General features: G+C 70.4%; 24 protein-coding genes and 1 tRNA gene. 8 read left to right on the plus strand and 17 right to left on the minus strand.

Annotated features, from left to right (window positions below):
• The first annotated feature begins 107 nt into the window (after positions 1 to 107).
• Positions 108 to 770 (plus strand): YqaJ viral recombinase family protein, encoded by a 663-nt coding sequence (locus ACSBPH_RS06410; protein WP_442576763.1) that lies wholly within the window; start codon positions 108 to 110, stop codon positions 768 to 770.
• A 107-nt stretch (positions 771 to 877) separates the two neighbouring features.
• Here ACSBPH_RS06410 and ACSBPH_RS06415 read toward each other — a convergent pair whose 3' ends face one another.
• A complete protein-coding gene (locus ACSBPH_RS06415) occupies positions 878 to 1,381 on the minus strand; it encodes a 2'-5' RNA ligase family protein (RefSeq protein ID WP_442576764.1) in 504 nt (167 codons plus the stop codon).
• Between the two features lie 147 nt (positions 1,382 to 1,528).
• Between ACSBPH_RS06415 and ACSBPH_RS06420 the strand changes: the two genes are divergently transcribed.
• The 3 genes from ACSBPH_RS06420 (at position 1,529) to ACSBPH_RS06430 (ending at position 4,990) form a co-directional block, all read left to right on the plus strand.
• Positions 1,529 to 3,274 (plus strand): MDR family MFS transporter, encoded by a 1,746-nt coding sequence (locus ACSBPH_RS06420; RefSeq protein WP_442576765.1) that lies wholly within the window; start codon positions 1,529 to 1,531, stop codon positions 3,272 to 3,274.
• Between the two features lie 11 nt (positions 3,275 to 3,285).
• Positions 3,286 to 3,762, plus strand: coding sequence for a MarR family winged helix-turn-helix transcriptional regulator (locus tag ACSBPH_RS06425; protein WP_442576766.1), 477 nt, complete (start codon positions 3,286 to 3,288; stop codon positions 3,760 to 3,762).
• 196 nt (positions 3,763 to 3,958) lie between these two features.
• The gene (locus ACSBPH_RS06430; RefSeq protein WP_442576767.1) at positions 3,959 to 4,990 is read left to right on the plus strand and encodes an NADP-dependent oxidoreductase; all 1,032 of its coding nucleotides are present in this window, start codon (positions 3,959 to 3,961) and stop codon (positions 4,988 to 4,990) included.
• Positions 4,991 to 5,048: 58 nt separating this feature from the next.
• Here the strand turns inward: ACSBPH_RS06430 and ACSBPH_RS06435 are convergent, their stop codons facing one another.
• A complete protein-coding gene (locus ACSBPH_RS06435) occupies positions 5,049 to 5,951 on the minus strand; it encodes a LysR family transcriptional regulator ArgP (RefSeq protein ID WP_442576768.1) in 903 nt (300 codons plus the stop codon).
• Between the two features lie 70 nt (positions 5,952 to 6,021).
• Between ACSBPH_RS06435 and ACSBPH_RS06440 the strand changes: the two genes are divergently transcribed.
• The gene (locus tag ACSBPH_RS06440) at positions 6,022 to 6,720 is read left to right on the plus strand and encodes a LysE/ArgO family amino acid transporter (protein WP_442576769.1); all 699 of its coding nucleotides are present in this window, start codon (positions 6,022 to 6,024) and stop codon (positions 6,718 to 6,720) included.
• A 25-nt stretch (positions 6,721 to 6,745) separates the two neighbouring features.
• Here ACSBPH_RS06440 and ACSBPH_RS06445 read toward each other — a convergent pair whose 3' ends face one another.
• Positions 6,746 to 7,099: an iron chaperone gene (locus ACSBPH_RS06445; RefSeq protein WP_442576770.1), complete on the minus strand. Its 354-nt coding sequence runs from the start codon at positions 7,097 to 7,099 to the stop codon at positions 6,746 to 6,748.
• Between the two features lie 245 nt (positions 7,100 to 7,344).
• Between ACSBPH_RS06445 and ACSBPH_RS06450 the strand changes: the two genes are divergently transcribed.
• The gene (locus ACSBPH_RS06450; RefSeq protein ID WP_442576771.1) at positions 7,345 to 7,629 is read left to right on the plus strand and encodes an acylphosphatase; all 285 of its coding nucleotides are present in this window, start codon (positions 7,345 to 7,347) and stop codon (positions 7,627 to 7,629) included.
• A 297-nt stretch (positions 7,630 to 7,926) separates the two neighbouring features.
• On the opposite strand, the gene ACSBPH_RS06455 is transcribed toward ACSBPH_RS06450, so the two are convergent.
• From ACSBPH_RS06455 to ACSBPH_RS06480, 6 genes are all read right to left on the minus strand, one after another.
• Positions 7,927 to 8,976, minus strand: a complete 1,050-nt coding sequence (locus tag ACSBPH_RS06455) for an NAD(P)H-dependent flavin oxidoreductase (protein WP_442576772.1) — start codon at positions 8,974 to 8,976, stop codon at positions 7,927 to 7,929.
• Positions 8,977 to 9,571: 595 nt separating this feature from the next.
• Positions 9,572 to 10,261: a 50S ribosomal protein L1 gene (gene rplA / locus ACSBPH_RS06460; protein WP_442576773.1), complete on the minus strand. Its 690-nt coding sequence runs from the start codon at positions 10,259 to 10,261 to the stop codon at positions 9,572 to 9,574.
• Positions 10,262 to 10,275: 14 nt separating this feature from the next.
• Positions 10,276 to 10,707, minus strand: a complete 432-nt coding sequence (gene rplK / locus ACSBPH_RS06465) for a 50S ribosomal protein L11 (protein ID WP_442576774.1) — start codon at positions 10,705 to 10,707, stop codon at positions 10,276 to 10,278.
• Between the two features lie 120 nt (positions 10,708 to 10,827).
• A complete protein-coding gene (nusG, locus tag ACSBPH_RS06470; protein ID WP_442576775.1) occupies positions 10,828 to 11,997 on the minus strand; it encodes a transcription termination/antitermination protein NusG in 1,170 nt (389 codons plus the stop codon).
• Between the two features lie 67 nt (positions 11,998 to 12,064).
• Positions 12,065 to 12,340 carry a preprotein translocase subunit SecE gene (secE, locus tag ACSBPH_RS06475; RefSeq protein ID WP_442576776.1) on the minus strand — a complete coding sequence of 92 codons (276 nt, stop codon included), beginning with the start codon at positions 12,338 to 12,340 and terminating at the stop codon, positions 12,065 to 12,067.
• Between the two features lie 45 nt (positions 12,341 to 12,385).
• Positions 12,386 to 12,458 (minus strand) — tRNA-Trp (locus tag ACSBPH_RS06480).
• A 282-nt stretch (positions 12,459 to 12,740) separates the two neighbouring features.
• Here ACSBPH_RS06480 and ACSBPH_RS06485 point away from each other — a divergent pair.
• A complete protein-coding gene (locus ACSBPH_RS06485; protein WP_442576777.1) occupies positions 12,741 to 13,388 on the plus strand; it encodes a hypothetical protein in 648 nt (215 codons plus the stop codon).
• A gap of 69 nt (positions 13,389 to 13,457) precedes the next feature.
• Here the strand turns inward: ACSBPH_RS06485 and ACSBPH_RS06490 are convergent, their stop codons facing one another.
• The 5 genes from ACSBPH_RS06490 to gabT form a co-directional block, all read right to left on the minus strand.
• Entirely contained in the window at positions 13,458 to 14,816 is a 1,359-nt protein-coding gene (locus tag ACSBPH_RS06490; protein WP_442576778.1) for an NAD-dependent succinate-semialdehyde dehydrogenase, read from the minus strand.
• A gap of 22 nt (positions 14,817 to 14,838) precedes the next feature.
• Positions 14,839 to 16,413 (minus strand): APC family permease, encoded by a 1,575-nt coding sequence (locus ACSBPH_RS06495; protein WP_442576779.1) that lies wholly within the window; start codon positions 16,411 to 16,413, stop codon positions 14,839 to 14,841.
• Positions 16,410 to 17,294, minus strand: coding sequence for a universal stress protein (locus tag ACSBPH_RS06500; RefSeq protein WP_442576780.1), 885 nt, complete (start codon positions 17,292 to 17,294; stop codon positions 16,410 to 16,412). Before ACSBPH_RS06500 ends, ACSBPH_RS06495 begins: the two co-directional genes overlap by 4 nt.
• Positions 17,291 to 18,649: a flavin monoamine oxidase family protein gene (locus ACSBPH_RS06505; RefSeq protein ID WP_442576781.1), complete on the minus strand. Its 1,359-nt coding sequence runs from the start codon at positions 18,647 to 18,649 to the stop codon at positions 17,291 to 17,293. The genes ACSBPH_RS06500 and ACSBPH_RS06505 overlap by 4 nt, the downstream gene beginning before the upstream one ends.
• 136 nt (positions 18,650 to 18,785) lie before the next feature.
• On the minus strand, positions 18,786 to 20,144 hold the full coding sequence (gene gabT / locus ACSBPH_RS06510; protein WP_442576782.1) for a 4-aminobutyrate--2-oxoglutarate transaminase: 1,359 nt from the start codon (positions 20,142 to 20,144) through the stop codon (positions 18,786 to 18,788).
• 190 nt (positions 20,145 to 20,334) lie between these two features.
• On the opposite strand from gabT, the gene ACSBPH_RS06515 reads away from it, so the two are divergent.
• Complete coding sequence (locus ACSBPH_RS06515; RefSeq protein ID WP_442576783.1) at positions 20,335 to 21,870, plus strand: PucR family transcriptional regulator; 1,536 nt, start codon at positions 20,335 to 20,337, stop codon at positions 21,868 to 21,870.
• A gap of 509 nt (positions 21,871 to 22,379) precedes the next feature.
• Here the strand turns inward: ACSBPH_RS06515 and ACSBPH_RS06520 are convergent.
• From ACSBPH_RS06520 to ACSBPH_RS06530, 3 genes are all read right to left on the minus strand, one after another.
• The gene (locus ACSBPH_RS06520; RefSeq protein ID WP_442576784.1) at positions 22,380 to 22,910 is read right to left on the minus strand and encodes a hypothetical protein; all 531 of its coding nucleotides are present in this window, start codon (positions 22,908 to 22,910) and stop codon (positions 22,380 to 22,382) included.
• A gap of 1 nt (position 22,911) precedes the next feature.
• Complete coding sequence (locus ACSBPH_RS06525; protein ID WP_442577252.1) at positions 22,912 to 23,334, minus strand: DUF4383 domain-containing protein; 423 nt, start codon at positions 23,332 to 23,334, stop codon at positions 22,912 to 22,914.
• A 459-nt stretch (positions 23,335 to 23,793) separates the two neighbouring features.
• Entirely contained in the window at positions 23,794 to 25,272 is a 1,479-nt protein-coding gene (locus ACSBPH_RS06530; RefSeq protein WP_442576785.1) for a helix-turn-helix domain-containing protein, read from the minus strand.
• Between the last annotated feature and the right edge of the window lie 64 nt (positions 25,273 to 25,336).

Below are 25,336 nucleotides of genomic sequence, written 5' to 3' on the forward strand. Positions count from 1 at the left end.
AACCCCGACCCCGCAGCCGCACCCCCGCCATCCCGCGGCCGCCCCGTCGCGGCCGAACGGGCGTGGCACGTCGGCGCGCGTCGGAGACGCGGCGTACGGTGGAAGGCGTGACCCCCGAACTCGCCTCCCGGATCGTCGCGGATTCCCGCGACCGGGTCGCGTGGGTACGGGCGCGGTCGCGGGGCATCACGGCGACGGATGTCGCGGCCCTCACCTCCGCGAACGCCATCAGGCGCGCCGCCGACGCGAAGCTCATGGGCTCGGGCTTCTCGGGCAACGCCTACACGGCGCACGGCCGCGTGCGCGAGCCCGAGATCGCACGCTGGGTCGCCGCGACCCACGGCATCCAGCCCTCCACGGCCCTCTTCCACGCCGTCGTCGAGAAGCGCCACCTCGCGACGCCCGACGGCATCGGCCTCGATCAGGGCGGCCGCGTCCTCCTCGCCGAGATCAAGACGACCAACAAGCAGTGGCGCAGCATCCCGCGCTCGTACCTGCGTCAGGTGTGGTGGCAGCAGCACGTCCTCGGCGCCGAGCGCACCCTCGTCGCCTGGGAGGAGCACGTCGACTTCGTGCCCGTCGGCGACGAGCCCCGCTGCGCCTGGGTCGACCGCGACGAGGCCGAGATCGGCAAGCTCCTGCGCCTCGCGACCTCGCTCATCGACGAGCTGCACCGCCGGCACGTGCTGAGCCGTGCGAACGGAGGAGAACGGATGCCGCAGCCCGAGCCTCCTCGTCAGCCCTTCCGGGCCCTCGCCCTCGCCGACTGAACGCCTCGCCGACTGAGCCGCTCGCCGACTGAGCCGACTCGACCCGCGCGCCGGTCACACGCTCGACTCGACCCGCTCCTCGGTCACGTGTCACAATGACCCGCTCCTCAGCGGAGCGTCGTCACGGTCTTCTCCCCCGCGTCCCAGACGCGGAGCCCCGACGCCTGACCCGCGATCGGCACGGATCCCACTGCGGCCAGGACGCCCTCCATCTGGTCGCCCGCGACGCGCCGCGCGAGCGTCACGTGCGGGGTCCAGTGGTCGGGCGCCGTATTGGCGTACGGCGGCTCCGGCGGTCCCGCGATCGCCGCGATGCGGCGGTGCAGCTCGAGGAGCGCCGCCGAGACGATCACCTGGCGCGTCACGACGAAGCGGCCGTGATGGCCGAAGAGCAGGATGCCGCCCAGTTCGAAGTCGAACGGGAGTGCGTCTGCGAGCGGGGCGAGCGACGCGGCATCCACCCTCTCCCTCACCGCGAGCGTGATGTGAGGGCGATTGCTCGGACCGGTGTGCTGCGCAGCGCTCGGCAATCCGGCGTCGGCAAGGCTCGCCCACTGGTCGCGGACGACCCGCTCGGACGCGGGGTCGAGGAGGAGCTCGACGCTGAACATCCCTCCATCCTGCGCCTCGCGACGCAATCATGCAGAGCGGGAATAGTTGACACATGTCAACGACTTACATATAGTTGACATTCATCAACTTTCGCGCCGTCACTGGCGGCGCGCTCCTCGTCTCCACTCGTTCTGAGAAGGATCTGCATGACAACGTCCTCCACCGCGACCGCCCCGGTCGCCCCGCTCGAAGAGAAGCGCAGTCACCGCCAGGTGCTGCAGGCCCTCTCCGGCCTCCTGCTCGGCATGTTCGTGTCGATGCTCGCCTCGACCGTCGTCTCGACGTCGCTGCCGGTCATCGTGCACGACCTCGACGGCGACCAGACCGCCTTCACGTGGGTCGTCACGGCGACACTCCTCACGACGGCCATCTCGACGCCGATCTGGGGCAAGCTCGCCGACCTGTTCAACCGCAAGCTGCTGATCCAGCTCGCGATCGTGATCTTCGTCCTCGCGACCGCCGCGGCCGGGTTCTCGCAAGACCCGGCGACCCTCATCGCCTTCCGCGCTGTCCAGGGCATCGGCGCGGGCGGCCTCGCCGCGCTCAGCCAGGTCATCATGGCCGACATCATCAGCCCGCGCGAGCGCGGCCGTTACATGGGCCTCTTCGGCGCCGTGATGGCCGTCGCGACGGTCGGCGGCCCGCTTCTCGGCGGCGTCATCACCGACACGTGGGGCTGGCGCTGGAACTTCTTCGTCGCACTCCCCTTCGCCGTGCTCGCGCTGGTCATCCTGCAGCGCACGCTGCACCTGCCTGCACTGCCGAAGAAGAAGGCGCGCATCGACTACTTCGGCATCATCCTGCTGTCGACGGCCGTCTCGCTGCTGCTCATCTGGGTGACGCTCGCGGGCGACTCGTTCGACTGGTGGAGCATCCAGACGATCCTCATGGTCGGCGGCGCGATCCTCGCGACCGCGCTGTTCATCTTCGTCGAGCTCCGCTCGAAGGAGCCGCTCGTCCCGCTCACGCTGTTCCGCAACCGCACGTTCACGCTCGCCGTCATCGCGTCGGTCGCGACGGGCATCGCGATGTTCGGGGCATCCGTCTTCCTGAGCCAGTACATGCAGCTCGCGCGCGGCGCGACGCCCACCGAGGCCGGCCTCATGACGATCCCGATGATCGGCGGCCTGCTGATCGCATCGATCGGCGTCGGTGCGCTCATCACGCGCTTCGGCAACTGGAAGCCGTACCTCGTCGTCGGCTCGGTGCTCCTCATCGCGGGCTCGTACCTGCTCTCGACGATCCACTACGACACCGCGTTCGTGCTCGTCTCGATCTACATGTTCCTGCTCGGCGCCGGCGTCGGCATGACGATGCAGAACCTCGTGCTCGTCGTGCAGAACACCTCGCGTCCGACCGAGATCGGCGTCGCGAGCTCGGGCGTGACGTTCTTCCGCAGCCTCGGCGGCACGATCGGCGTCTCGGTCATGGGCGCGGCTCTCGCCTCGAGCGTCACCGATCTCATGGCCGGCGCGAAGGACCAACTCACCGCAGCGATCATCAGCCTCGGGGCCGACGGCGCCGCGATCGCCGACCAGATCCAGAGCGGCGCGCTGCCGAAGGTGTCGGTCATGCCCGAGGTCGTGCGGGTCATCTTCGAGGACATCTACGCCCAGGGCATCTCGCACTCCTTCCTCATCGCCGTGCCGTTCGCGGTGGTGAGCCTCATCGCCGTGCTCTTCCTCCCGAACAAGCCGCTCACGCGGATGACGACGAGCGAGCGCATCCAGGCGAGCGAGGCCGACCTCGCCACGGTCTCGGTCGCTGAGGGCATGGACTCCCTCACCGCGACGGCCGACGACACCCGGGTCACGGCGACGGCGGACGCTGCGGTGGCGTCTGCCGGCGAGCAGGCGACGGATGCCTCGGCCGAGGCATCCCGCCGACGCTAATGTCGATCACGATGACCGAGAACGACGCCCGAGAGGTCCGCGCCGAGGCGGTGCGGACCCTCGAGGCGGAGTTCGGTGAACTCATCACGCAGTTCCGGCGCGTCATCCTCGAGAACGCGCACCGCCTGAGCCCGGGGATGCTCCCCGGCGCATACAAGGTCTTCACGACGATCGTCCGGCGCGAGCACGTCACGATCTCGGCCCTCGCCGAGATGCTCATGGCCGACAAGGGTCAGATCAGCCGGACCGTCCGTGAGCTCGAGAACCTCGGCCTGGTCGTGCGCACCCCCGATCCGAGCGACGGGCGGTCGAGCATCCTCGCACCGACCCCCGAGGGGCTCGAGCGTCTCGCCGCGGCACGCAATCCGCGCGAGAGCGCTCTGGCGGACTCGCTCGAGAGCTGGCACATCGCCGACATCGAGCGGCTCGCGCATCTTCTGCACGCCCTGACGTCGGGCACTACGCCGGATCCCGTCGACCACGACTGAACCCGATCGCGAGGCTGAGCCCGATCGACGCGACCGATGCGCGGGCCCCGCCCGCGACCCGCGACGGCACCGGCCCGAGCGCGCGCTTATCCACCCGGTAGCAGGCGCGTAACACGGGCGAGACAATCGAAGGGTTGACTGGGCACACCAAGGCACCAGTGCTGCCGACGCCGCCATGCACGGGAAGGAGCGACCGATGCGATTCCGGCCGCTGCGATCGACCCCCACCTCCTCACCGACGCTCGCGATGGTGGCCGAGCCTCCCGCCGATATGCGCGCCGTCGTCATCGACCGCACGGGGCCGCCGGAGGTGCTGCACGAGGCATCCTCCCCCGTCCCCCGTCCGGTGATGACCGAACTCCTCGTGCGCGTCGTCGCCGCCGGGATCAACCCCATCGACGCGAAGACCCGCTCGGGCAAGGGTCTCTCGCAAGCGATCGCGGGGTATCCCGCCGTGCTCGGCTTCGACTTCAGCGGAGTCGTCGTGCAGTCGCCGTACGAGTCGCACCCCTTCCCCGCCGGCACCGAGGTGTTCGGCATGCTGCCCTTCCCCCGCACGGGCGGCTCGTACGCCGAGTACGCCGTCGTGCCGACCCTCTCAGTCGCGCGCAAGCCCACGTCGCTCTCGCACGTCGAGGCGGCGGGCGTGCCGCTGGCCGCCCTCACGGCCTGGGGACTCGTCGTCGAGACCGCCCACGCTCACGAGGGTCAGCGCATGCTCATCCATGCCGGCAGCGGCGGCGTCGGCCATTTCGCCGTGCAGCTCGCGAACTACTTCGGCGCCCACGTCACCGCGACCGGGTCTGCCCGCAACGCATCGTGGCTGCGCGAGCTCGGCGCGACGACCGTCATCGACTACACCTCGACGCGCTTCGAGGATGTCGTGGCCGATGTCGACGTCGTCATCGACCTGGTCGGCAACGTCCACTCCGACACCGGGACGCGCTCGCTCGGCGTCATCCGCCCGGGCGGCCTCTACATCGTCGTGCCGACGCACTCGTTCCCCGGCTACGCCGAGGCCGCCGCCGAAGCCGGAGTGCGGACGACCGGCTACCGTGTCGTCCCCGACGGAAGCGCGCTCGCGACCGTAGGCCGTCTGCTCGACTCCGGCGCGATCCAGGTGTTCGTCGACCGCGTGTTCGATCTCGCCGAGGCCGCAGACGCGCACGCCCTCCTCGAGGAGGGCCACACCCGCGGCAAGATCGTGCTGCGCGTGAGCGACGACTGAGACGGATGCCGCGCGCCCGCCGCAGCGCGCCCCGCTTCTTCGCGTCGTCGGCTCGGCGTCAGCCGGGCGGCATCGCCGCGAGCACGCGGCGGCCCTCCGCGACGAGCTCTACCGCGATGGCGTCCAGGAGCGGCGAGCGCAGATTCCACTGCTGCCAGTAAAGCGGCACGTCCACGGGCGGCCCGCCGAGCCTCACGAGCCGCCCGTCGGCCAGCTCCGCCTCGGACTGGAAGCTCGGCAGAAGCCCCCATCCGAGCCCGAGCTTGATCGCGCTCGCGAAGTCGTTCGATGCCGGCACGTAGCTGCGGGGCGGGGAGGCGGCATCCGCCCCCTGAGCCGTCAGCCACTGCGACTGGAGGTCGTCCCGCCGGTCGAAGTCGACGAGCGGCGCGGCCTCCAGAGCCTTCGCCGTGACGCCGTCGACGAGCCACCGCGCGCGATACTCCGGGGTCGCGACGGCTTCGTACCGCATGACGCCGAGCGTGCTCACGCGGCATCCGGCGACGGGCGTCGCGCGCGAGGTCACGGCGCCCATGACGGTTCCGGATTCCAGGAGGCCCGCGGTGAAGTCCTGGTCGTCGCGGTGCAGTTCGAAGACGACAGGATGCCGCTCCCTCAGCCGCGCGAGGGGCTCGAGGAACCACGTCGCGAGGGAGTCGGCGTTGACCGCGAGCGGCACCGACACGAGGGCGGCGCCCTCCTCGTCGACGCCCAGCGCCGCGAGGGCATCGTGCTCGAGGAGAGCGCTCTGACGCGCGAGACGGACGATCGCCGCTCCCGCCTCAGTCGGCCGCACGGGGCGCGAGCGCACGAGAACCACCCGACCCAGCTCCTCCTCGAGCGTCTTGATGCGCTGGCTGACGGCGGACGGCGTGACGTGCAGCCGGCGGGCCGCGGCATCCAGCGACCCCTCGTCGACGACCACGGCGAGGGTCTCGGCGAGCTCGGGCGGAATCCTCACATCAGTCAGGCTAATGCTGCTGAAGGATCATGAGCTGGACTGAATGACCTGGCCCGCTTAGCGTCGGGGTGTGATCTCCCCCGTGCTCGCCGGCTTCGGCCTGGGCCTGTCGCTCATCGTCGCGATCGGCGCGCAGAACCTCTTCGTGCTGCGCCAGGGGCTCCGTCGCGAGCACGTCTTCGTCGTCGCGGCGATCTGCGCCGTGTCGGACGCGGTTCTCATCTTGCTCGGCGTCTCGGGCGTCGGGTTCGTGCTGCAGGCGGTGCCGTGGCTCGTCGACGCCGTGCGGTGGGCGGGCGCCGCCTTCCTCGTCGGGTACGGATTGCTCGCCGCGAAGCGCGCGTGGCGCCCGAGCGGCACGGTGCTCGACGCGGCCGGTGGCGGCGTCTCGAGCGGGGACGCGGCATCCGTCGACGACACGTCACGGAAGACGGATGCCTCGGGCCGCCCCGCAGCGGACGTGCAGACGGTCGCGCGGCCGGCGCTCCTCCCTGTCGTACTGACCTGCCTCGCGCTCACCTGGCTCAACCCCCACGTGTACCTCGACACGGTGTTCCTCCTCGGCACGGTCGCGAACACGCACGGCGACGCGCGCTGGCTCTTCGCCGTGGGAGCGATGTCGGCGAGCGTCGTGTGGTTCTTCGGACTCGCCTTCGGCGCGCGCTACCTCAGCCGTTGGCTGTCGACACCGCGCGCGTGGCGGGTCCTCGATGCCGCCATCGCGGTCGTCATGATCGCGCTCGGCATCTCGCTCGTGCTGCCGCACTGACCCGCTGGTCCGGTCGCTACGGCTGTCAGCCGTCGATCTGCGCCTTGCGGGCCGCGACGAGAGCGCGCACGAGGTCGTCGGGCAGCGGATGCATCGGCTGGAAGCGCACCGTCCCCTTGTCGAGACCCGTCTCGGGGACCTCCCGCACGGCGTCGGCGACCGCCTCGACGGCCGCCGGGCTGAACGGGTACAGGCCGATGTGCTTACGCGTCCGCATGACCGAGATGAGGGGCTTTCCGCGGTAGACGAGCGCCGGCATCCCGTATCCGGTCCCCTGCTCGGCCTCGGGCACTTCGGCGCGCGCGACCGCGTAGACCCTCTCGATCGCCGCGCGATCGGCGGGTTCGAGTCCGGCGAGGTAGTCGTCGACGGTGCCCATGGAGGCATCCTGTCACTCCCGTCGTCGCCGACGCCATCGCTGAGTTCCTGCCGCCGTCGCATAGCCTTGCCGCACTGCCGCGGTCGCACTGCCGTCGCCGCCGCCCGTCCCCGCCCGTCCCCGCCCGGCGCGGATATTGTCGAGGCATGATCGGTCACATCGTGTCGTTCGGCCTCGTCCACCCGGACGCATCCGACGCCGACAAGCACGACCGGGCACCCGACGGCGCTTGCGGGAACTGACCCATGCGCCGCGTGCACGTGATCGTCTCCGGTGAAGTGCAGGGGGTCGGCTACCGCTACACGATGAAGATCGTCGCGAACCAGGCCCGCGTGGTCGGCTGGGTGCGCAATCGGCGCGACGGCCGCGTCGAGGCCGAGTTCGAGGGCGAGGATGCCCGGGTCGACGAGGTGCTCGCGTGGATGGCGGAGGGTCCTCCCGGATCACGCGTCACCGGCGCGCAGGTGACGGATGCCTCACCCCGCGGCGCATCCGCCGAGTCGGGCTTCGAGGTCCTCCCGACCGCCTGAGCCCAGCCCGGCGCCGCCGCCGCGGGCTTCGAGGTCCCCCGACCGCCTGAGCCCAGCCCGCCGCCGCCGCGAGTTGCCACTCCTTCACGCAACTCGACCTCGAGTTGCCACATCTTGTGGCAACTCGCCACGCGAACCGGGCTCCCGGCGCCGCTGCGCTGGGACTCAGGCCGGAAGACCCGACCGCCCGGCCAGCCGCCGCGAGTTGCCACTCCTTCACGCAACTCGACCTCGAGTTGCCACATCTTGTGGCAACTCGCCACGCGAACCCTCCGCCCGGCGCCGCTGAGCGCGGGCTCAGGCCCGAAGACCCGCCCGCAGCTCGGCGAACACCTCGGCAGCGGTCTCCCGCGACGCGAGGCCGGCAGCCTGACCCGCCCACAGCGACAGCAGCTCGCCGTTGCCGGCGCGCGCCGCTGGTGCGCGGAAGGCTCCGGTCAGCCAGTTCTGCGCGGGGAACGGAGCGATGACCCCCGCCGTCTCGATCGTGCGCATGGCGGTGTTCGGGATGCCGCGCGCCAGCCGTCCGCTCATGGCCCGCGTGAGCACGGTGCCGGTGTCTCGAGCGGCCTGGATCGCGGCGCGATGCGCCTCGGTCGCGGCGGACTCGCGCGTCCGCAGGAAGGCCGTGCCGACCTGCACGCCAGAGGCGCCGAGCGCGAACGCGGCCGCGACACCTCGGCGGTCGGCGATTCCGCCGGCCGCGATCACCGGCACGCCGACCGCATCGACGACCTGCGGCACGAGCGCGAACGTGCCCACGAGGGAGTCTTCGGCCCGCCTCAGGAACGACACACGGTGCCCCGCAGCCTCCGCTCCGGTCGCGACGATCGCGTCGACGCCGGCAGCGTCGAGAGCACGGGCTTCGGCGACGCTGGTGGCCGTTCCGATGAGACGGATGCCGCGTGCCCGCGCCGCCTCGACGAGCCACGGCTGCGGCACGCCGTACACGAGGGAGAGCACGGCCGGTCCGGACTCGAGCGCGGCGGCGAGCTGATCGCGCACCGCCGGCAGGAACGCATGGGGCGGAGCCGGCGGTTCGACGCCCGCCGCCTCGTACAAGGGGGCGAGAGCGGCCGTCGCCGGCCCGAGGTCGACGTCACCCGGTGCGACCTCGTCGCCCGTCGGGAGCCAGAGGTTGACCGCGAACGGGCGGTCGGTGGCCTCGCGGAGCTGAGCGATGGTCTCGCGGATCCGCTCCGGCGCGTACCCGTACAGCCCGTACGAGCCGAGGCCGCCGAGTTCGCTCACCTCCACCGTCAGGGCGACCGACGACAGCCCGCCGAAAGGTCCCAGCACGATCGGCTCGTCGATTCCGAACAGGTCCTGCAGCGCGCTCCCCGACATGCCATCGACGCTACTCCCGCGCGCCGAGTTGCCACTCGATGTGACGACTCGGCGTCGAATTGCCACAACAACTGGCAACTCGGCATCCGTCCGCCCCCGCGCCACCCCGGCATCCATCCCGCCACCGGGTTCGATCCGGCCGCGCCCCCACCCGCCGCGAGTTGCCACTCGATGTGACGACTCGGCGTCGAATTGCCACAACAACTGGCAACTCGGCATCCGTCCGCCCCGGCGTGGAGCCCCGGCATCCATCCGCCACCGGGTTCGATCCGGCCGCGCCCCCACCCGCCGCGAGTTGCCACTCGATGTGACGACTCGGCGTCGAATTGCCACAACAACTGGCAACTCGGCATCCGTCCGCCCCGGCGTGGAGCCCCGGCATCCATCCGCCACCGGGTTCGATCCGGCTCCACCCCACCCGCCGCGAGTTGCCACTCGATGTGTCCACTCGGCGTCGAATTGCCACAACAACTGGCAACTCGGCGCACCGCGCCCGGCTCGAGACACTCCGCCCCGCGCAACGCGCGGCAAACGCAGAAGAAGCCCCGCCGTGAGGCGGGGCTCCTTCAGAGCGATCCGGGATCAGATCCGAGGATCAGAACGAGTTGACGTCCAGCGGGATGCCGGGACCGAACGTGGTCGAGACGGCGCCCTTCTGGATGTAACGCCCCTTCGAGCTCGAGGGCTTGAGACGCACGATCTCGTCGATCGCGGCCTTCAGGTTCTCGTCGAGCTGCTCCTGCGAGAACGAGGCCTTGCCGACGACGAAGTGCACGTTGGCGTGCTTGTCGACGCGGAACTCGATCTTGCCGCCCTTGATCTCCTCCACGGCCTTGGCCGGGTTGGGGGTCACGGTGCCGGTCTTGGGGTTCGGCATGAGGCCTCGGGGACCGAGGACCTTTCCGAGGCGACCGACCTGGCCCATGAGCTCGGGCGTCGAGACGGCGGCGTCGAACGACGTGTAGCCGCCCGCGACCTTCTCGATGAGCTCGGCGCCGCCGACCTCGTCAGCACCCGCGGCGATCGCGGCCTCAGCGGCCGGACCCGTCGCGAACACGATGACGCGCGCCGTCTTGCCGGTGCCGTGCGGGAGGATGACGGTGCCGCGCACCATCTGGTCGGCCTTGCGGGGGTCGACGGCGAGCTTGAGCGCGACCTCGACGGTCGAGTCGAACTTCGCCGAACCGGTCTCGCGCGCCAGGGCGACGGCCTCGGTGGGCGTGTAGAACTTGTCAGCCGCGATCTTGGCGGCAGCGGCCTGGTAGGCCTTGGACTTGGTAGCCATTGTCGTTATCCCCCTCAGTCCTCGACCGTGATGCCCATGGAACGGGCGGTGCCGGCGATGATCTTCGAGGCGGCCTCGATGTCGTTCGCGTTCAGGTCGGGCTGCTTCTGCTCGGCGATCTGGCGGACCTGCTCCTTGCTGAGCTTGCCGACCTTGACCGTGTGCGGCGTCTTCGAGCCCTTCTGAAGGCCGGCGGCCTTCTTGATGAGCTCGGCGGCCGGCGGGGTCTTCAGGATGAACGTGAAGCTGCGGTCCTCGTAGACAGTGATCTCCACGGGGATGACGTTGCCGCGCTGCGACTCCGTCGCGGCGTTGTACGCCTTGCAGAACTCCATGATGTTGACGCCATGCTGACCGAGCGCGGGGCCGATCGGCGGCGCCGGGTTGGCGGCACCGGCGTTGATCTGAAGCTTGATCAGGCCGGTCACCTTCTTCTTCGGTGCCATTCTCTTTCCTTTCATCGAGCGGATGCAGCGCTCTTCACCAGCGGTGAAGGTCTGATCCGTTCTCCCGCACGTCCGGCATCTCCGGACCGCGGTTCTCTCGGGGACGCGCCCCGAGAAGTCTTAAAGCTTGGTGACCTGGTCGAACGACAGCTCGACCGGGGTCTCGCGCTCGAAGAGCGAGACGAGGACCGTGAGCTTGCCGCTCTCGGGCTTGATCTCGCTGATCGTGCCGGGAAGACCCGCGAACGAGCCCTCCTTGATCGTGATCGTCTCGCCGACCTCGAAGTCGACCTCCGCCGGGATGACGCGCGACGCAGCGGCGGCGCCCTTCTTGGCGGCGCCGGCCTTGGTGGGCGCGGTCTCCTTGATCTCGACGAGGCTCTTCAGCATGTTGAAGGCCTCCTCGAAGCGGAGGGGGGTCGGGTTGTGCGCGTTGCCGACGAAGCCCGTGACGCCCGGCGTGTGACGCACGACCGACCAGGTGTCTTCGTTGAGCTCCATGCGCACGAGCACGTAGCCGGGGATCCGGACGCGCGTGACCATCTTGCGCTGCCCGTTCTTGATCTCGACGACGTCCTCCATGGGGACCTCGATCTGGTAGATCTCTTCCTCGACCTCGAGCGTCGACTTGCGCTGCTCGATGTTGGCCTTCACCTTGCGCTCGAATCCGGCGTAGGAGTGGATGACGTACCACTTGCCCGGGAGGCTGCGCAGCTCGGTGCGGAAGGCCTCGTAGGGGTCTTCCTCTTCCTCGTCGGCGTCCTCGTCGGCTTCCTCGTGGTCGGCCGCGTCGAGATCGTCGATGGTGCCCTCGGCCGCATCAGCGGGAGAGACGGATGCCTCGGTCTCGTCGACCTCGTCCTCCGCCGCCGCGAGGCTCTGGCGGAACTCCTCGCTCAGCACGGGCTCGTCGGGCTCGCCGTTGACGTCAGGGCCGTCGTACGGCGCGACATCCTCGGCGGCAGCGGCCTCGAGGTCTGCGACCTCTTCGGCGATGGAGTCGTTGAGGACTTCGGCCGCGGCCTCGGACTCGGCCGCCTCGTCGAGATTGAGTGCGTCGTTCACGATCGCGTCGGCCTCCGGGTCGTCGATGTCGATGTCGTCCAGGTCGGCCAGATCCTCTTCGCCGTCGACGTCGGAATCGTCGACCACGTGGATCGCGACGTGCTCGGCGGCTTCGACCGAGTGCTCCTGACCGGCCAGCACGTTGCCCTCCTGGGCTTCGTCGTCCTCCGAGGACTGCTCGGCGGCCGTCGCCCAATCGGCGTCGTCGACATATCTTTCAGACACTTCGTTCACTTCCGTTCGTGGGCACGGGATTGTTCATCCTCGCCCGCGTCGCGTTACAGGTGGGCGCTCAAGCCCCAGCCGGCACGCCGAAGACGACAGTCGTCAGCCAGACGAACAGCAGATCGAGACCGTAGACGATCGCCATCATGACGACGACGAATCCGAGCACGACCGCCGTGAACTTCACGAGTTCCTGGCGCGTCGGGGTGACGACCTTGCGAAGCTCGCCGAACACCTGACGAATGAAGAGCGCGATGCGCGCGAAGAAGCCCAGCTTCTTCTCGCGCGGAGCGGTCGCCTCGGACTTGGCGACGACCTCGCCCTTCGGCTCGTCTTGAACCATCGAACCCACCTGATTACCTTCCGTGTGCCAGCTCGAGCTGACGCGCAGGGCGGACAGGAATCGAACCTGCAACCTGCGGTTTTGGAGACCGCTGCTCTGCCAATTGAGCTACCGCCCTAGAGGCCATGGGGCCTCGGACGCCCGCACGCTTCTGCCGTGTCCTGTCCATAAGGGGCTTAGCCCGGGAACCCGGGCACGGCGAAAGAATGCAGACTTCAAACTGCTCCTCCAGTGTACGGCATGGCCTTGTGGGCCGCGAACCGGGCCGTGCACCCGAAGAACTCATCCTCAATACTGGCGCACCTACGAGGGTCGGTCTCCATTGCGCCGTCAGCCATCCCTCCATCCTGCCCCGGGATCCCTCGCCACGACAGGATCCGGCGCGAATAGCATCCGACTCATGGCGATCGCACAGGACCGGCTGGACGAGCTGTGGGACTTCTCGGACGCGCAGGCTTCCGAGAGCCGTCTGCGCCGGGCGGCAGATGAGGAGACGGATGCCGAGGCCCGCGCCGAGCTGCAGACCCAGGTCGCTCGGGCCCTGGGCTTGCAGGGCCGGTTCGCCGACGCGGACGCCTTGCTCGACACCGTGTCGTCCGAAGACCCGGCCGCGTCCGCGGTGCCCGTCGTGCGCGCGCGTGTCGCTCTCGAGCGCGGTCGGCTGCGCAACTCGGGCGGCGACGCCGCGGGCGCGGTGGCGCTGTTCCACGAGGCTGCGGCGGCCGCGGCATCCGCTCGACTGCTCTTCCTTCGGATCGACGCGCTGCACATGCTCGCGATCGCCGACCCCGCCGGCGGCGCGCGCTACACCGATGAGGCGCTGGCGCTCCTCGACGGCATCAGCGATCGGCGCACGCTGCGCTGGCGGGTCAGCCTCCACAACAACCGGGGCTGGGCGCTTCGAGACGCGGGCGACGCCGCGGGGGCGGTCGCCGAGTTCGAGCGGGCGAAGGATGCCGCGACCCGCTGGGGCATGCGGCAGCAGGTGGAGTGGGCCGAGGAGGCCCTCGCAGAAGCCAGGGCCGCGCTCGACGCTCCGGGGCACTGATGCTCGCTGGAACGACACGGATGACGGCGGCCGCGCCGCCGTCATCCGTGTCGCGAGCCCTCGGGCCGATCAGGCGATGCGGATGAGCTTCTTGTTGACGAACTCGTCCGCGGCCAGGAGTCCCATCTCACGCGAGGTGCCGGAGCGCTTCACGCCGCCGAAGGGCAGCTCGGGAGAGTCGGCGAGCACGACGTTGACGTAGACCATGCCGGCGTCGATCTTGTCGGCCACGCGCTCGGCCTGCTTCTCATCGGTCGTGAAGACGTACGAACCGAGGCCGAACGGCGTGCCGTTGGCGACCTCGACCGCCTCGTCTTCGCCCGCGACCTTGTAGACGACGCCGACAGGGCCGAAGAACTCTTCGCGGTACGCGTCCATGGCGGGTGTCACGTCGGTGAGCACGGTCGGCGTGTAGAAGGCGCCGTCGCGCTTGCCGCCCGCGACCAGCGTCGCACCCTGCGCGACGGCGCGGTCGACCTGCTCGGCGAGCCGCTCGGCAGCCGCGACCGACGACAGCGGGCCGAGATCGGTGTCATCGGCCAGCGGGTCGCCGACCTTCGCCGCCGTCATCGCGGCCGTGAACTTCTCGAGGAAGCCGTCATAGAGGTCGGCGGTCACGATGAAGCGCTTGGCCGCGTTGCACGACTGGCCGGTGTTGTCCAGGCGCGCGTCGACGGCCGCCTGCACCGCGCCGTCGAGGTCGTCGGTGGAGAGCAGGATGAACGGGTCGGACCCGCCGAGCTCGAGGGCCACCTTCTTGAGGTGACGCCCCGCCTGCTCGGCGACGGCCGCACCCGCACGCTCCGAGCCCGTGACCGACACTCCCTGCACGCGCGGATCGGCGATGATCCTCGCCGCCTGCTCGTTCGTCGCGTAGAGGTTGATGTACGCGCCCTCCAGGCCCGCATCGCGGTAGATCTTCTCGATCGCGGCGGCCGACTCGGGGCACTGCGGAGCGTGCTTGAGGAGGATCGTGTTGCCGATCACGATGTTGGGCGCCGCGAAGCGGGCGACCTGGTAGTACGGGAAGTTCCACGGCATGATGCCCAGGAGCACGCCCAGCGCCGAGCGGCGGATGACCGCCGACCCCTCGCCGAGGATGTCGATGGGCTGGTCAGCGGTGATCTTCTCCGCGTTGTCGGCGTAGTACTCGGTGATGTCGGCGGCGAAGTCGACCTCGCCGAGCGCCGCGGCGAGGGGCTTCCCCATCTCCCGCACGATGAGCGCGGCGAGCTCCTCGCGGCGCTCGCGGTGAAGCTCGGCGACGCGGCGCACACGGCCGGCCCGCTCGACGACCGGCACGTTCCGCCACTCGTGGAACGTGGCATCCGACGTCGCGATGGCGTTCTCGAGTTCGGCGTCGGTGATCGTCGGGTAGGTCGCGAGGGTCTCGCCGGTGGCGGGGTTGACGACGGCGTAGTCGGTCATTTCTTCTCCGTTTCGGTTTCTCTCAGACAGTCTGACGCGAACGTCGGAGGCTGGGTGGGGCATCCATCGACAGAGTCTCGCCCCGGAAGAACGCGGGGCGCTTGATCGCCTGCCAGATCATGATGACGACGCCCACGAGGATGATCGTCACTCCGAGGATGAAGACGAGACCCACGCCGCCGATGCTCGATCCGCTGCCGTACGCGGGATCCATCGAGTCGATGAGCGTCGTGACGAAGAGCACCGCGAGGATCGCGCCGCCCACGAGCGGGAACAGGAAGGTGAAGAAGAAGCTGCGCGCGGAGTCGAACCACTGCTTGCGGAAGTACCAGACGCACGCGAACGCGGTGAGGCCGTAGTAGAAGCAGATCATCATGCCGAGCGAGAGGATCGTGTCGGTGAGGACGTTCTCGCTGAGCACGCGCATGACCGCGTAGAAGGCCGACGCCACGATGGCCGAGACGATCGTCGCGTACCCGGGGGTGAAGAACCGCGGGCTCACGCGGGCGAACGAGCGCGGGATCGCGCCGTAGTGCCCCATCGCCAGGAGCGTGCGCGCCGGGCCGACAGCCGTGGACTGGAGGGATGCCGCGGAGCTCGACAGCACCGCGAGCGAGACCAGGAAGGCGAGCGGCCCGAGGATCGGGTCGGACAGGGCGAAGAAGACGTTCGCCGAGATGTCCTCGTTGGCGAGCCCCAGCGCGCCGGTTCCGACGCCGGCGAACATGATGAGGCCGATCGACAGCAGCAGGTACAGCGCGACGACGATGACGACGGTGAGCATCGCTGCGCGCCCCGGCGTCTTGGCGGGGTTCTTCGTCTCCTCGTTCATCGTGAGAACGACGTCCCATCCCCAGAAGATGAAGATCGACAGCGACAGGCCCGCGGCGAACGCGCTGAACGTGGGGACCTCGAGGGGGTTGAACCACGACCACGAGAACGCGGTCGGATCTGGCGCGTCGCCGTTCACGGCCTTGATGATCGCGACGACGGCGAACAGGAGGAGCACGATGACCTGGAACCCGACGAGGACGTACTGGAACTTCTGCGTCGTCTGCATGTCGCGGTACGACACGAGGGTCGCGCCGAGCATGAAGAGGAGACACACGCCGACGTTGATGAACGGGTTGAAGGCGAGATCGGCGATGGCGGGATTGCCCGTGAGCTGCGCGATGAGGAGGAACAGGAACTCGACGGCGATTCCCGCGAGGTTGGAGAGCACGATGACTGTCGCGGCCACGAGGCCCCACCCCGTCATCCACCCGATCCACGGGCCGAAGGCGCGGACGCCCCACGTGAAGGAGGTGCCCGAGTCAGGCATGGCGCGGTTGAGCTCGCGGTAGCCGAAGGCCGTCAGCAGCATCGGGATGAACCCGACGAGGATGATCGCCGGCACCTGCGTGCCGACGACCGCGACGGTCGGGCCGAGCGAGGCGGTGAGGGTGTAGGCGGGCGCGATCGTCGAGATGCCGATGACGACGGCGCCGATGACGCCGACGGCGCCGGCACTGAGGCCCTTGGCGGACAGCTCTCCGGCGTGGGCGCCGGCGGCGGGGGCCAGCGGCGCCGCAGCGCCGGGGGTCGGGGAAGCGCTCATGCGCGATTACCTTCCTTGTCGCGCGTGCGGGGCACGACGACCATCGGGACGGGAAGCTCGTGCAGCATCTTCGCTGCCGTCGAGCCCAGGAAAAGCCGGCGGGGCTGGGCGAGCCTGCTCGAGCCGACGACCGCCAGCTCGCCGGGCTCCCAGCTGAGGTGGGCGACGGCATCCTCGATGCTGTCGCCGCGCGCGACGACGACATCGGCCGACACCGTTTCGGGCAGTGCGTCCAGCGCCTTGCCGAGCACATCGTCGGCGTGTGCGGCGCCGGCGACGCGGATGACGCCGGTGTCGACGCTCGCGGGGAGGTCGACCGACACCAGCGAGAGGAGGCGCAGCCTGGCGCGGGTCGCCGCGACGAGCGCGACGCTCTCCTCGAGGAGCGCGTCGGCGCCCGGCCGCGTGCCGATCGCCGCGGTGATGCGGCTCACGCCGGTCACTTCGATGCGGCTGTACCCCTCGGGGGCGAGCACGACCGGCACGTCGGAAGAGTGCAGCAGCTCGGTGGCGACGGTGCCGAGGCGGTGGCGTCCGCGCAGGCCGCCGTTGGCGGCGCCGACGACGATGTGCGAGGCGTCCACGTCGTGCGCCGCGGCGATGAGTCCCTCGGCGAACGAGTCGGCGAACCGCACGTGGGAGGCCCGCACCACCTCCCGGGGGATCTTCTCCCCCGCTGCCGAGAGCCAGGCCTCGGCCTGCCCCACGAGGTAGCGGTCGTACCCCGCGTCGGGAGGCGTGATGACGCTGCGATCTTCGGCGGGAAGGACGAGGACGAGGTCGAGCTGCGCGCCGAGTGCGGTCGCGAGGCGCGCGCCGAGGGCGACGGCATCCTCACCCGCGGACGTCGCGGTGTAGCCGACGACGATGTGGCCGCTCATGCGTGGGCGTCCTCGAGGATGTCGGCGGCGACGAGCCGGCCCATGCGGATGGCGCCGTCGACGTGCTGGTAGCCCGCACCGGCCATGTCGCTGCACGCGAAGTGGATGGGCCCGACGGGCGTGCGGAGGTCGGCGCCGTAGCGGTGCAGACCGCCCAGGTCGAAGCTGGCGGCGTAGGCGCCGCGGGTCCACTCCTCGCTCCCCCAGTCGCTCTCGTAGTAGACGACGGGGTTTTTCGCCTCGGGACCGTAGTAGTGCGAGAGCGACTCGAGGATGCGCTCCTTCCGCTCCTCCGCCGACAGCGTGAAGAGGTCGTCGGCGTTGCGGTCACTGACGAAGCCGACGAGCGTGCCGCGCTCATCGCCGTGATTGGTGTTGTCGTAGGCCTCGTGCGAGAGCTCGTAGGGGCTGAAGGCGGTGCCCGAGAGGCCCTGCTCGCGCCAGAACGGGCGGTCGTACACGGCGTGCACCTTGATGACGAAGCCCATCGAGAGGTGCTGGTGCAGCTGGTGCTGTCGGCGCGGCAGCGGCGGAACGAACTGGATGCGGTTGTAGAGGATCGGCGCGTGCGCGAGGATCGCGTACCGCGCGCGGACCGTCTGGCTGTCGGTGGTCGCGGTCACGCCCTCCTCCGACCACTCGAGCCGGCGAACGGGCTGGCCGAGGAAGACGTCGTCACCGAGGCGCTCGGCGAGGAGGAGCGGCACCTGCTGCAGGCCGCCCACGACGCGCTTGTCGAGGATGAAGTCGGCGTCGACGAGGTGCGAGTAGCTTCCCGCCGAGGCCGCCATGAGCAGCGACTGCAGGAGCGAGAAGGCGTGCACGGGCTTCGTGAGCATGGCCGAGCCGGTCGGGAAGGCGAGGTTGCGCACGGCCTCGTCGTCGTCGGTCTTGGCGCGCAGCCACGCCTCCCACGAGATCGTGTCCCACTCCTCGGCCTTGGGGTGCGCCCACGGCCGGTCGGGGTCGATCTCGGCGACCATCGCGTCGAGCTCTTCGGTGATCTCGGCGATGACGCGCTCGGTCTCGGGCGAGACGGGGAACATCTCTCCCGTGAAGCGCTCGGCCTTGCCGTCGGGACCGACGTAGACCGAGTCGCCGTCGCGGTAGCGGTCGAAGGTCTCGAGTCCGAGCTCCTCGATTGTCTCGATGAGGGCTTCCTGGTCGGGCGAGACCCACTGACCGCCGATCTCGAGCATCGCGCCGTCGATCACATCCGTCCACAGCCGCCCGCCGACACGGTCGCGCGCCTCCAGCACGGCGACTGAGAGGCCCGCCTTCTTCAGCTGGTTCGCGGCGGTGAGACCCGCCGCTCCCGCGCCGATGACGACGACATCACGCGTCAGCTCCGACATGTCTTGCTCCTTTGCTCGAGGTCAGTAGTGGCGGTCGACGGGCCCGGCCTCCCCAGCCGGGCCCGTCGACCGACGGTTCAGTAGTGATGCACTGAGCGACTCGGGGGGCGGCTCAGTGCGCGGCCAGGGCCGCGGCTCAGTGCGCCGCCAGGGCCGCGGCGACGACGTCGATGCCCTCTTCGAGCAGCGCGTCGGGGATGCTCAGCGGCGGCAGGAAACGGATCACGTTCCCATACGTGCCGCAGGTGAGGACGATGACGCCCTCCGCGATGCACGCCTTCGCGATCGCGGCGGTGAGCGCTGCGTCGGGGTCTCCGGTCGCAGGGTCGACGAACTCCGCCGCGATCATGGCGCCGTGGCCGCGCACGTCGCCCACGCGCGGATCGGCCTGCTGCAGGGCGCGCAGCCGGCCGAGCAGGATCTCGCCGATCTCGTTCGCCCGCTCGATGAGCCCCTCGCTCTCATATGCGTCGATGGCGGCGAGCGCCGCGGCGCACGCGACGGGGTTGCCGCCGTAGGTTCCGCCGAGGCCGCCCGTGTGCGAGGCATCCATGATCTCCGCCCGACCCGTCACCGCGGCCAGCGGCATGCCGCCTGCGATCCCCTTGGCCGTCGTGATGAGGTCGGGGACGATGCCGAAGCGCTCACTCGCGAACATCGCGCCGGTGCGCGCGAAGCCCGTCTGGATCTCGTCGGCGATGAAGACGACGCCGTTCGCGCGGCACCAGTCGACGAGCGCGTTGAGGAAGCCGTCGGCGGGGACGATGAAGCCGCCCTCGCCCTGGATGGGCTCGATGATGACGGCGGCGAGGTTGTCGGCGCCGACCTGCTTCTCGATGACCGAGATCGCCTTCTTCGCCGCCTCGGGGCCGGTGAGGCCGTCGCGGAACGGGTAGGAGAGCGGGGCGCGGTAGATCTCCGAGGCGAACGGTCCGAAGCCGCTCTTGTAGGGCATCGCCTTCGCGGTGAGCGCCATGGTGAGGTTCGTGCGGCCGTGATAGCCGTGGTCGAAGGCGACGACGGCCTGCTTCTTCGTGAACTTGCGGGCGATCTTGATCGCGTTCTCGACAGCCTCGGCGCCGGAGTTGAACAGTGCGCTCTTCTTCTCGTGGTCGCCCGGCGTCACGCGGTTGAGGGCCTCGGCGACGCCCACGTACGACTCGTACGGCGAGATCATGAAGCACGTGTGCGTGAACTGGGCCGCCTGCGCCTGGATCGCCTCGACGACCTTCGGGTGCGCGTTGCCGAGCGACGTCACGGCGATGCCGGAGCCGAGGTCGATGAGGGAGTTGCCGTCCGCGTCGACGACGACGCCGCCGCCGGCAGCTACGGCCTCGACCGGGACGGTGTGCCCGACACCGGCCGCCACGGCCGCGGCCTTGCGGGCGAGCAGCTCCTGCGAACGGGGCCCGGGGATGCTCGTGACGAGACGGCGCTCCTGCGGGAGCGCGGGTCCGCCGAGCGGCTTTGCGGTGACGGTTTCGGTCGCGGTCATGGTGGGGAGCGTACGGACCGCCGTTCCCCGGTCGCACTCTCCGCGGTGTACATTCTCCTCGGCCGCCTGTACATCCCGTACACGGCGGGGTGTCGGTGGGTCGCCAGGGCGGTGGGCTCCGCGGGCTCGGCAGGGCGCCGGGCTCGGCGGTCTCGCGCGAGGCTCCGCGCCGGCAGGAAGCGAGGGGCGAATGGATGCCGCGACCGAGGCCGCGACGCTGCGCGCGCTGCTGCGCCGGCATGAGCTGCACCTGACGCTCCAGGGCGAGGAGTCAGACCTCTCCCCCGGCGCGCTCGATCAGGCGGTGCGGTGGGTGCACAGCTCCGACCTCGCCGACCCGACGCCCTTCCTCTCGGAGGGCCTCGCGCTCCTGACGACGGGGCGGCAGTTCCTCGAGGCCGGCGACGAGCCCGAGGTCTTCCACGCGTACGTGCATCGCCTCTCCGCGCGCGGTGTCGTCGCGCTCGGCTTCGGCACGGAGGTCGTGCGTGACGGCATCCCTCCTGCCCTCGCGGAGGCGTGTCGTGACGAACGGATGCCGCTGTTCGAAGTCCCCTATCGGACGCCGTTCATCGCGGTCGCCCGCGCGAACGCCGAGGCGATCGCGGCGCAGGCCTATGCGCGCCGCAGCTGGGCGCTCGCGGCGCAGCGCGCGATCGCCCTCGCCGCGCTCCGGCCCGACGGACTCGGCGCGACCCTGGCCGAGCTCTCGCGCCAGCTCGACACGTGGGTGGGACTCTTCGACGCAGCGGGTGCGCTCACCCGTGAGCATCCCGTCTCCGGCCTTCCCCACGACGTCATGGCGGGCCTGACCGACGAGGTGGGGGCGGTGCTGCGGCGGGGCGCCCGCGCCGGGTCGTCGCTGCGCATCGGCCACCAGGCGTTCACGATGCAGACGCTCGGGCGCGGCGGACATCTGCGCGGCGTCATCGCGATCTCGGGCGCGGAGCTCGATCAGGAGGGCCGCGGTGTCGTGACCTCGGTCGTGGCGATGGCGGGCCTCGCATTCGAGCAGCAGCAGCGGCTCACGCGTGCGCACGAGCTGCTGCGGGCCGGGCTGGTCCAGTCCCTCCGCGCGGGTGACCCGACCCTCACACGGCGCATCGCCCGCGACCTGTGGGGTGGCCTACCCGCCGCGCCGGTGATCGTCGGCGTCACCGACCCCGCGACCGCCCGCGCCGATGCCGTCGTGGAGTGGCTCACGCTTCGCGCGTCCGAGTCGCGGGGCTCGGTCTTCCATGGCCGCGCCGAGGATCACCTGGTCGTGGCGAGCCACGACGACGCGATCTTCGGCCAGCTCGCCGAGCGCTTCGATGCGCAGGTCGGCCTTTCGGAGCCCGTGCCGTGGGCCGAATTCGGCGACGCCCACGCCCAGGCCCTCACGGCGCTTCGCCGAGGAGGCGGCTCCGTGCGGAGGTTCCGCGAGATCGCGGCATCCGGAGTCCTCTCGGCCCTCGACTCGGAGGCCGCCCGCTCCCTCGCCGCCGCGCGGCTCGCGCCTCTGCGGGAGCACGACGTGGCGCAGGGCACGGCTCTCGTCGAGACCGTGCGGGTGTGGCTGGAGCAGGATGCCCGGATCGACGCGGCGGCGACCGCGCTGGGCGTGCACCGCCACACCGTGCGGGCCCGGATCGGCCTCGCGCAGCGGCTGCTCGCCACCGACCTGACCTCGTTCGCCGCCCGCGCCGACCTCTGGGCGGCGCTGCAGGTCTCTTCCGGCGCCTGACCGCCCGCACCGCGCGGCCTGTGGCGGCCCGGCGCGGTTCATAACTCCGGAAGAACTGCGCCGCCGGTCGCAGTGAGGCGCCTTTTCCGGGGTTGTCGCGGGGAAACTCCGGAGTTGCGAACACGGCGGGGCGGGGCCGAGGCGCGGGCCGACCCTGACCGGGCGCGAGGTTTCGGTCGCCGGCCGGATGCCGCGCTCGGCGCCGGCGAGTCGCACCTCCGGATGAACGGCGCGGCCTCGCCAGCCCCGCGCCGTTCATAACTCCGGGGAACTCCGCGGCCCGCGTCCGCCCGGCGCCGTTCATAACTCCGGAGAAACTCGACGGAACGGCCGGGTCGGGCGTCGATGCCGGGGTTGTCTCGCGAGATCTCCGGAGTTGTGAACACGGCGGTCCCAACGCGCCGCGCGCGAGAGGTTCGTGCGAGTGCCGCTCGACCTCGACGGGCCGCGCGAGGGGGTCGCGCGAGTGCCGCTCGACCCCGGCGTGGCAGGGCCGGGCGCGGGAGGTGTCAGTGGGAGTGCTGCTCGAACACGCTGTGGCTGCTGTGGTCGGGGGCAAGGCGGCCGACCTCGGTGGCGGCCAGGGCAGGTGTGACGAGCGCGGCCACGACGGCCGAGCCGATGATCATGCCGATCATGCCGGTCCGTCCGTCGCGCTGCCGGGCACCGGAGCGCCGGCCGACCGCCGAGGCGCAGAACGAGCCCACGATGACGAGCAGAAGAACGGCAGCGGCGATCGCCACGATGCTCGTGCGCGCCGGATCGGAGAGGAGGGCGATGACGCTGCCGAGGATGCCGAGGAGCGCCCCGGAGATGCCGAGGCGCGGCGAGACCGGGCGGCCGGATCGCAACGTCGCTATGGCCCACGCCAGCGCCGCCCCGCCGAGGAGCATGAGGGCTGCGGCGATCGCCGCGGCGGCGGCCGAGCGCGGACCCCCGAGTGCGGGGGCCAGCGCGCCGGCGCCGAGGGCGAGAAGCAGGAGCCCCGCCCCGACCGCTGCGAGCGCAGGCCAGGAGCGGGTCAGGGTCGGGGCATCCATCTCAGGCCGTGCGGTTGACGGGACGGTCGGCCGCGTACGTGCGGTCGGCCGCGAAGCCGACGGCGAGCAGCAGGATCGCGCTCGCGAGGTGCAGGAAGTGGTCGGCCGTGTTCAGCGCGAGGATGTTCGCCGGCGTTCCGACGAGGAAGAAGCCGATGATGCCGAGGAGCAGGTAGGCCGCGCCGACGATGATGTTGACGGTCTTGGCCGCGCGCACGCCGACGAGACCGCCGATGAGCAGAGCCGCGCCGATGAGCAGGTGGGCGACGTTGTGGAACGGGTTGACCTCGAAGATTCCGAGGAGCAGACCACCCTTGGTCGCCGCGAAGTCGACTCCGCCGGTGACGGCGAAGCCGAGCAGCCCGACGAGGATGTAGACGGCGCCGAAGATGACGCCGAGCAGACGGTTGGGTGACGACGTCAGTCGCGGACCCCGATCAGATGCAGTGGACATGTGGACCTCCTGGCCGAGGGCGGTGGTGCCCGCCCGGGGTCCTGACGCTATTGTGCGGAGGTCTTCCGGCATTGCCCATTGCGGCGGTGGCCCATGTTCGGCTATGCGCCGCCGAGCGCGGGCGGGCTGGCCGGGTCGGCGCGGCGGCGTGCACAACTCCGGAAGAACGGCGCCGCGGGCCGGGACCAGGCGTCGGTTACCGCTACATCAACCGAAAACTCCGGAGTTACGAACACCGGAACCCCGAAGCCGACCCCACACCGACCCCCGTCCAGGTCGGCGCGGGAGTGTGCACAACTCCGGAAGAACGGCGCCGCAGGCCGGGATCAGGGTCTGTTACCGCTACATCGACCGAAAACTCCGGAGTTACGAACAGCCCGGACCCCCAGACCGACCCCCCACCGACCCACACCCGCCCCCAGCCAGGGCTCAGCGCGGGGCGTGCGCCTCGAGGAACTCGTAGACGTCGGTCGTGTCGACGCCGGGGAAGGCGCCCGTCGGCAGGGTCGCGAGGAGCGTCCGGGGTGTGCGCACGTTCGGCCACGAGCTGTCGCGCCACGCGGCCTCGAGATCGGCCGGAGCCCGGCGGCAGCACACCTCGACCGAGTGCTTCGAGACACCGCGATTGGGGGTGTCACGGCCGAGGAACCACTTCGTGTCGTCGAACCGCACGCCGACCGACACCGAGTGAGCGCCCTCGCTCGAGAACTCGACGCGGGCCGTGCACCAGTACGTGCCGTTGCCGGTGTCGGTGTACTGGTAGTACGGGTTGAAGTGGTCGTCGACGTCGAAGACGACGCGCGAGGTCCATCGGCGGCAGCACATCTGCCCCTCGATCGAGCCGAGGCGGTCGGTCGGGAAGTTGACGTCGTCGTTCTCGTACGCCTTCGTGATGACGCCCGATTCGTGCACCTTCAGGAAGTGCACCGGGATGCCGAGGTGCTGTGTCGCGAGGTTCGTGAAGCGGTGCGCAGCCGTCTCATACGAGACCGAGTAGGCGTCGCGGAGGTCTTCGATCGAGATCGCCTTGTCGTTCTTGGCGTCCTGCAGGAACGGCACGACGTGCGCCTCGGGGATGAGCAGGGCGCCGCTGAGGTAGTTGGTCTCGACGCGCTGCCGCAGGAACTCCGCATAGCTCGTGGGCTCCGTGTGCCCGAGGATTCGGCTCGACAGCGCCTGCAGCACGGCCGTCCGCGGGTCGCCCTTCGCGGTCAGGCGGCTCGAGAGGTACAGCCGCCCGTTCTTGATGTCGGCGACGCTCCGCGTCGTCTGCGGCAGGTCGGGCACGTAGTGCAGCGTGAAGCCGAGGTGAGCGGCGATGTCGGAGGCGCCGCGCTGCGTGAGCGGTCCGCCGGGGTGGTCGACGGCATCGAGGATCTCGCGGGCCCTGACCTCGAGCTCGGGAAAGTAGTTGCTCTGCGTGCGCATCAGCCGGCGCAGCGCCACGTTCGCCCGTCGCGCCTCTTCGGGCGTCGCAGCCCGCTCGTCGTGCAGCCGCTCGATCTCGGCCTGCAGGGCGAGCATCGTCTTGAGCGCCTCGGTCGGGAGGGTCTTCCCGATCCGGAATGACGGGATGCCGAGGGCCTGGAACGTCTGCCCCTTCATCGCCCGCTCGAGCGCGATCTCGAGAGTCGCCCGCTCGTCGAGCGGCTGGGACTCCAGGAGCGCCTCGAGCGAGACCCCGAGCACACGCGCGATCGCCCGCAGGAGCGTCAGCTTCGGCTCGCGGCGCCCGTTCTCGATCATCGACAGCTGGCTCGGCACCCGGTCGACAGCCGACGCGAGCTCTTCGAGCGTCAGGCCGCGCTCGATCCGCAGCTGTCGCACACGGCGACCGATGGTGAGGGAATCCACCTCTTCATCGTCGGGGAGGCCTGCCGCCGGCTCATGGGTCACGGGGGACGTCATCGGGCGATTCTGTCACGAAAGCAGAAATAGCGCGAAAGTTCACAGCCCCGATGGTCGGTTTCGA

This window comes from Microbacterium sp. F51-2R (assembly GCF_052180235.1).
GTDB lineage: Bacteria > Actinomycetota > Actinomycetes > Actinomycetales > Microbacteriaceae > Microbacterium.

Coding starts and splice junctions, on each gene's coding strand:
- ACSBPH_RS06415 (WP_442576764.1), bottom strand. CDS start 1,381: ATGTTCAGCGTCGAGCTCCTCCTCGACCCCGCGTCCGAGCGGGTCGTC.
- ACSBPH_RS06420 (WP_442576765.1), top strand. CDS start 1,529: ATGACAACGTCCTCCACCGCGACCGCCCCGGTCGCCCCGCTCGAAGAG.
- ACSBPH_RS06425 (WP_442576766.1), top strand. CDS start 3,286: ATGACCGAGAACGACGCCCGAGAGGTCCGCGCCGAGGCGGTGCGGACC.
- ACSBPH_RS06430 (WP_442576767.1), top strand. CDS start 3,959: ATGCGATTCCGGCCGCTGCGATCGACCCCCACCTCCTCACCGACGCTC.
- ACSBPH_RS06445 (WP_442576770.1), bottom strand. CDS start 7,099: ATGGGCACCGTCGACGACTACCTCGCCGGACTCGAACCCGCCGATCGC.
- ACSBPH_RS06450 (WP_442576771.1), top strand. CDS start 7,345: ATGCGCCGCGTGCACGTGATCGTCTCCGGTGAAGTGCAGGGGGTCGGC.
- ACSBPH_RS06455 (WP_442576772.1), bottom strand. CDS start 8,976: ATGTCGGGGAGCGCGCTGCAGGACCTGTTCGGAATCGACGAGCCGATC.
- rplA (WP_442576773.1), bottom strand. CDS start 10,261: ATGGCTACCAAGTCCAAGGCCTACCAGGCCGCTGCCGCCAAGATCGCG.
- rplK (WP_442576774.1), bottom strand. CDS start 10,707: ATGGCACCGAAGAAGAAGGTGACCGGCCTGATCAAGCTTCAGATCAAC.
- secE (WP_442576776.1), bottom strand. CDS start 12,340: ATGGTTCAAGACGAGCCGAAGGGCGAGGTCGTCGCCAAGTCCGAGGCG.
- ACSBPH_RS06485 (WP_442576777.1), top strand. CDS start 12,741: ATGGCGATCGCACAGGACCGGCTGGACGAGCTGTGGGACTTCTCGGAC.
- ACSBPH_RS06490 (WP_442576778.1), bottom strand. CDS start 14,816: ATGACCGACTACGCCGTCGTCAACCCCGCCACCGGCGAGACCCTCGCG.
- ACSBPH_RS06495 (WP_442576779.1), bottom strand. CDS start 16,413: ATGAGCGCTTCCCCGACCCCCGGCGCTGCGGCGCCGCTGGCCCCCGCC.
- ACSBPH_RS06500 (WP_442576780.1), bottom strand. CDS start 17,294: ATGAGCGGCCACATCGTCGTCGGCTACACCGCGACGTCCGCGGGTGAG.
- ACSBPH_RS06505 (WP_442576781.1), bottom strand. CDS start 18,649: ATGTCGGAGCTGACGCGTGATGTCGTCGTCATCGGCGCGGGAGCGGCG.
- gabT (WP_442576782.1), bottom strand. CDS start 20,144: ATGACCGCGACCGAAACCGTCACCGCAAAGCCGCTCGGCGGACCCGCG.
- ACSBPH_RS06515 (WP_442576783.1), top strand. CDS start 20,335: ATGGATGCCGCGACCGAGGCCGCGACGCTGCGCGCGCTGCTGCGCCGG.
- ACSBPH_RS06520 (WP_442576784.1), bottom strand. CDS start 22,910: ATGGATGCCCCGACCCTGACCCGCTCCTGGCCTGCGCTCGCAGCGGTC.
- ACSBPH_RS06530 (WP_442576785.1), bottom strand. CDS start 25,272: ATGACGTCCCCCGTGACCCATGAGCCGGCGGCAGGCCTCCCCGACGAT.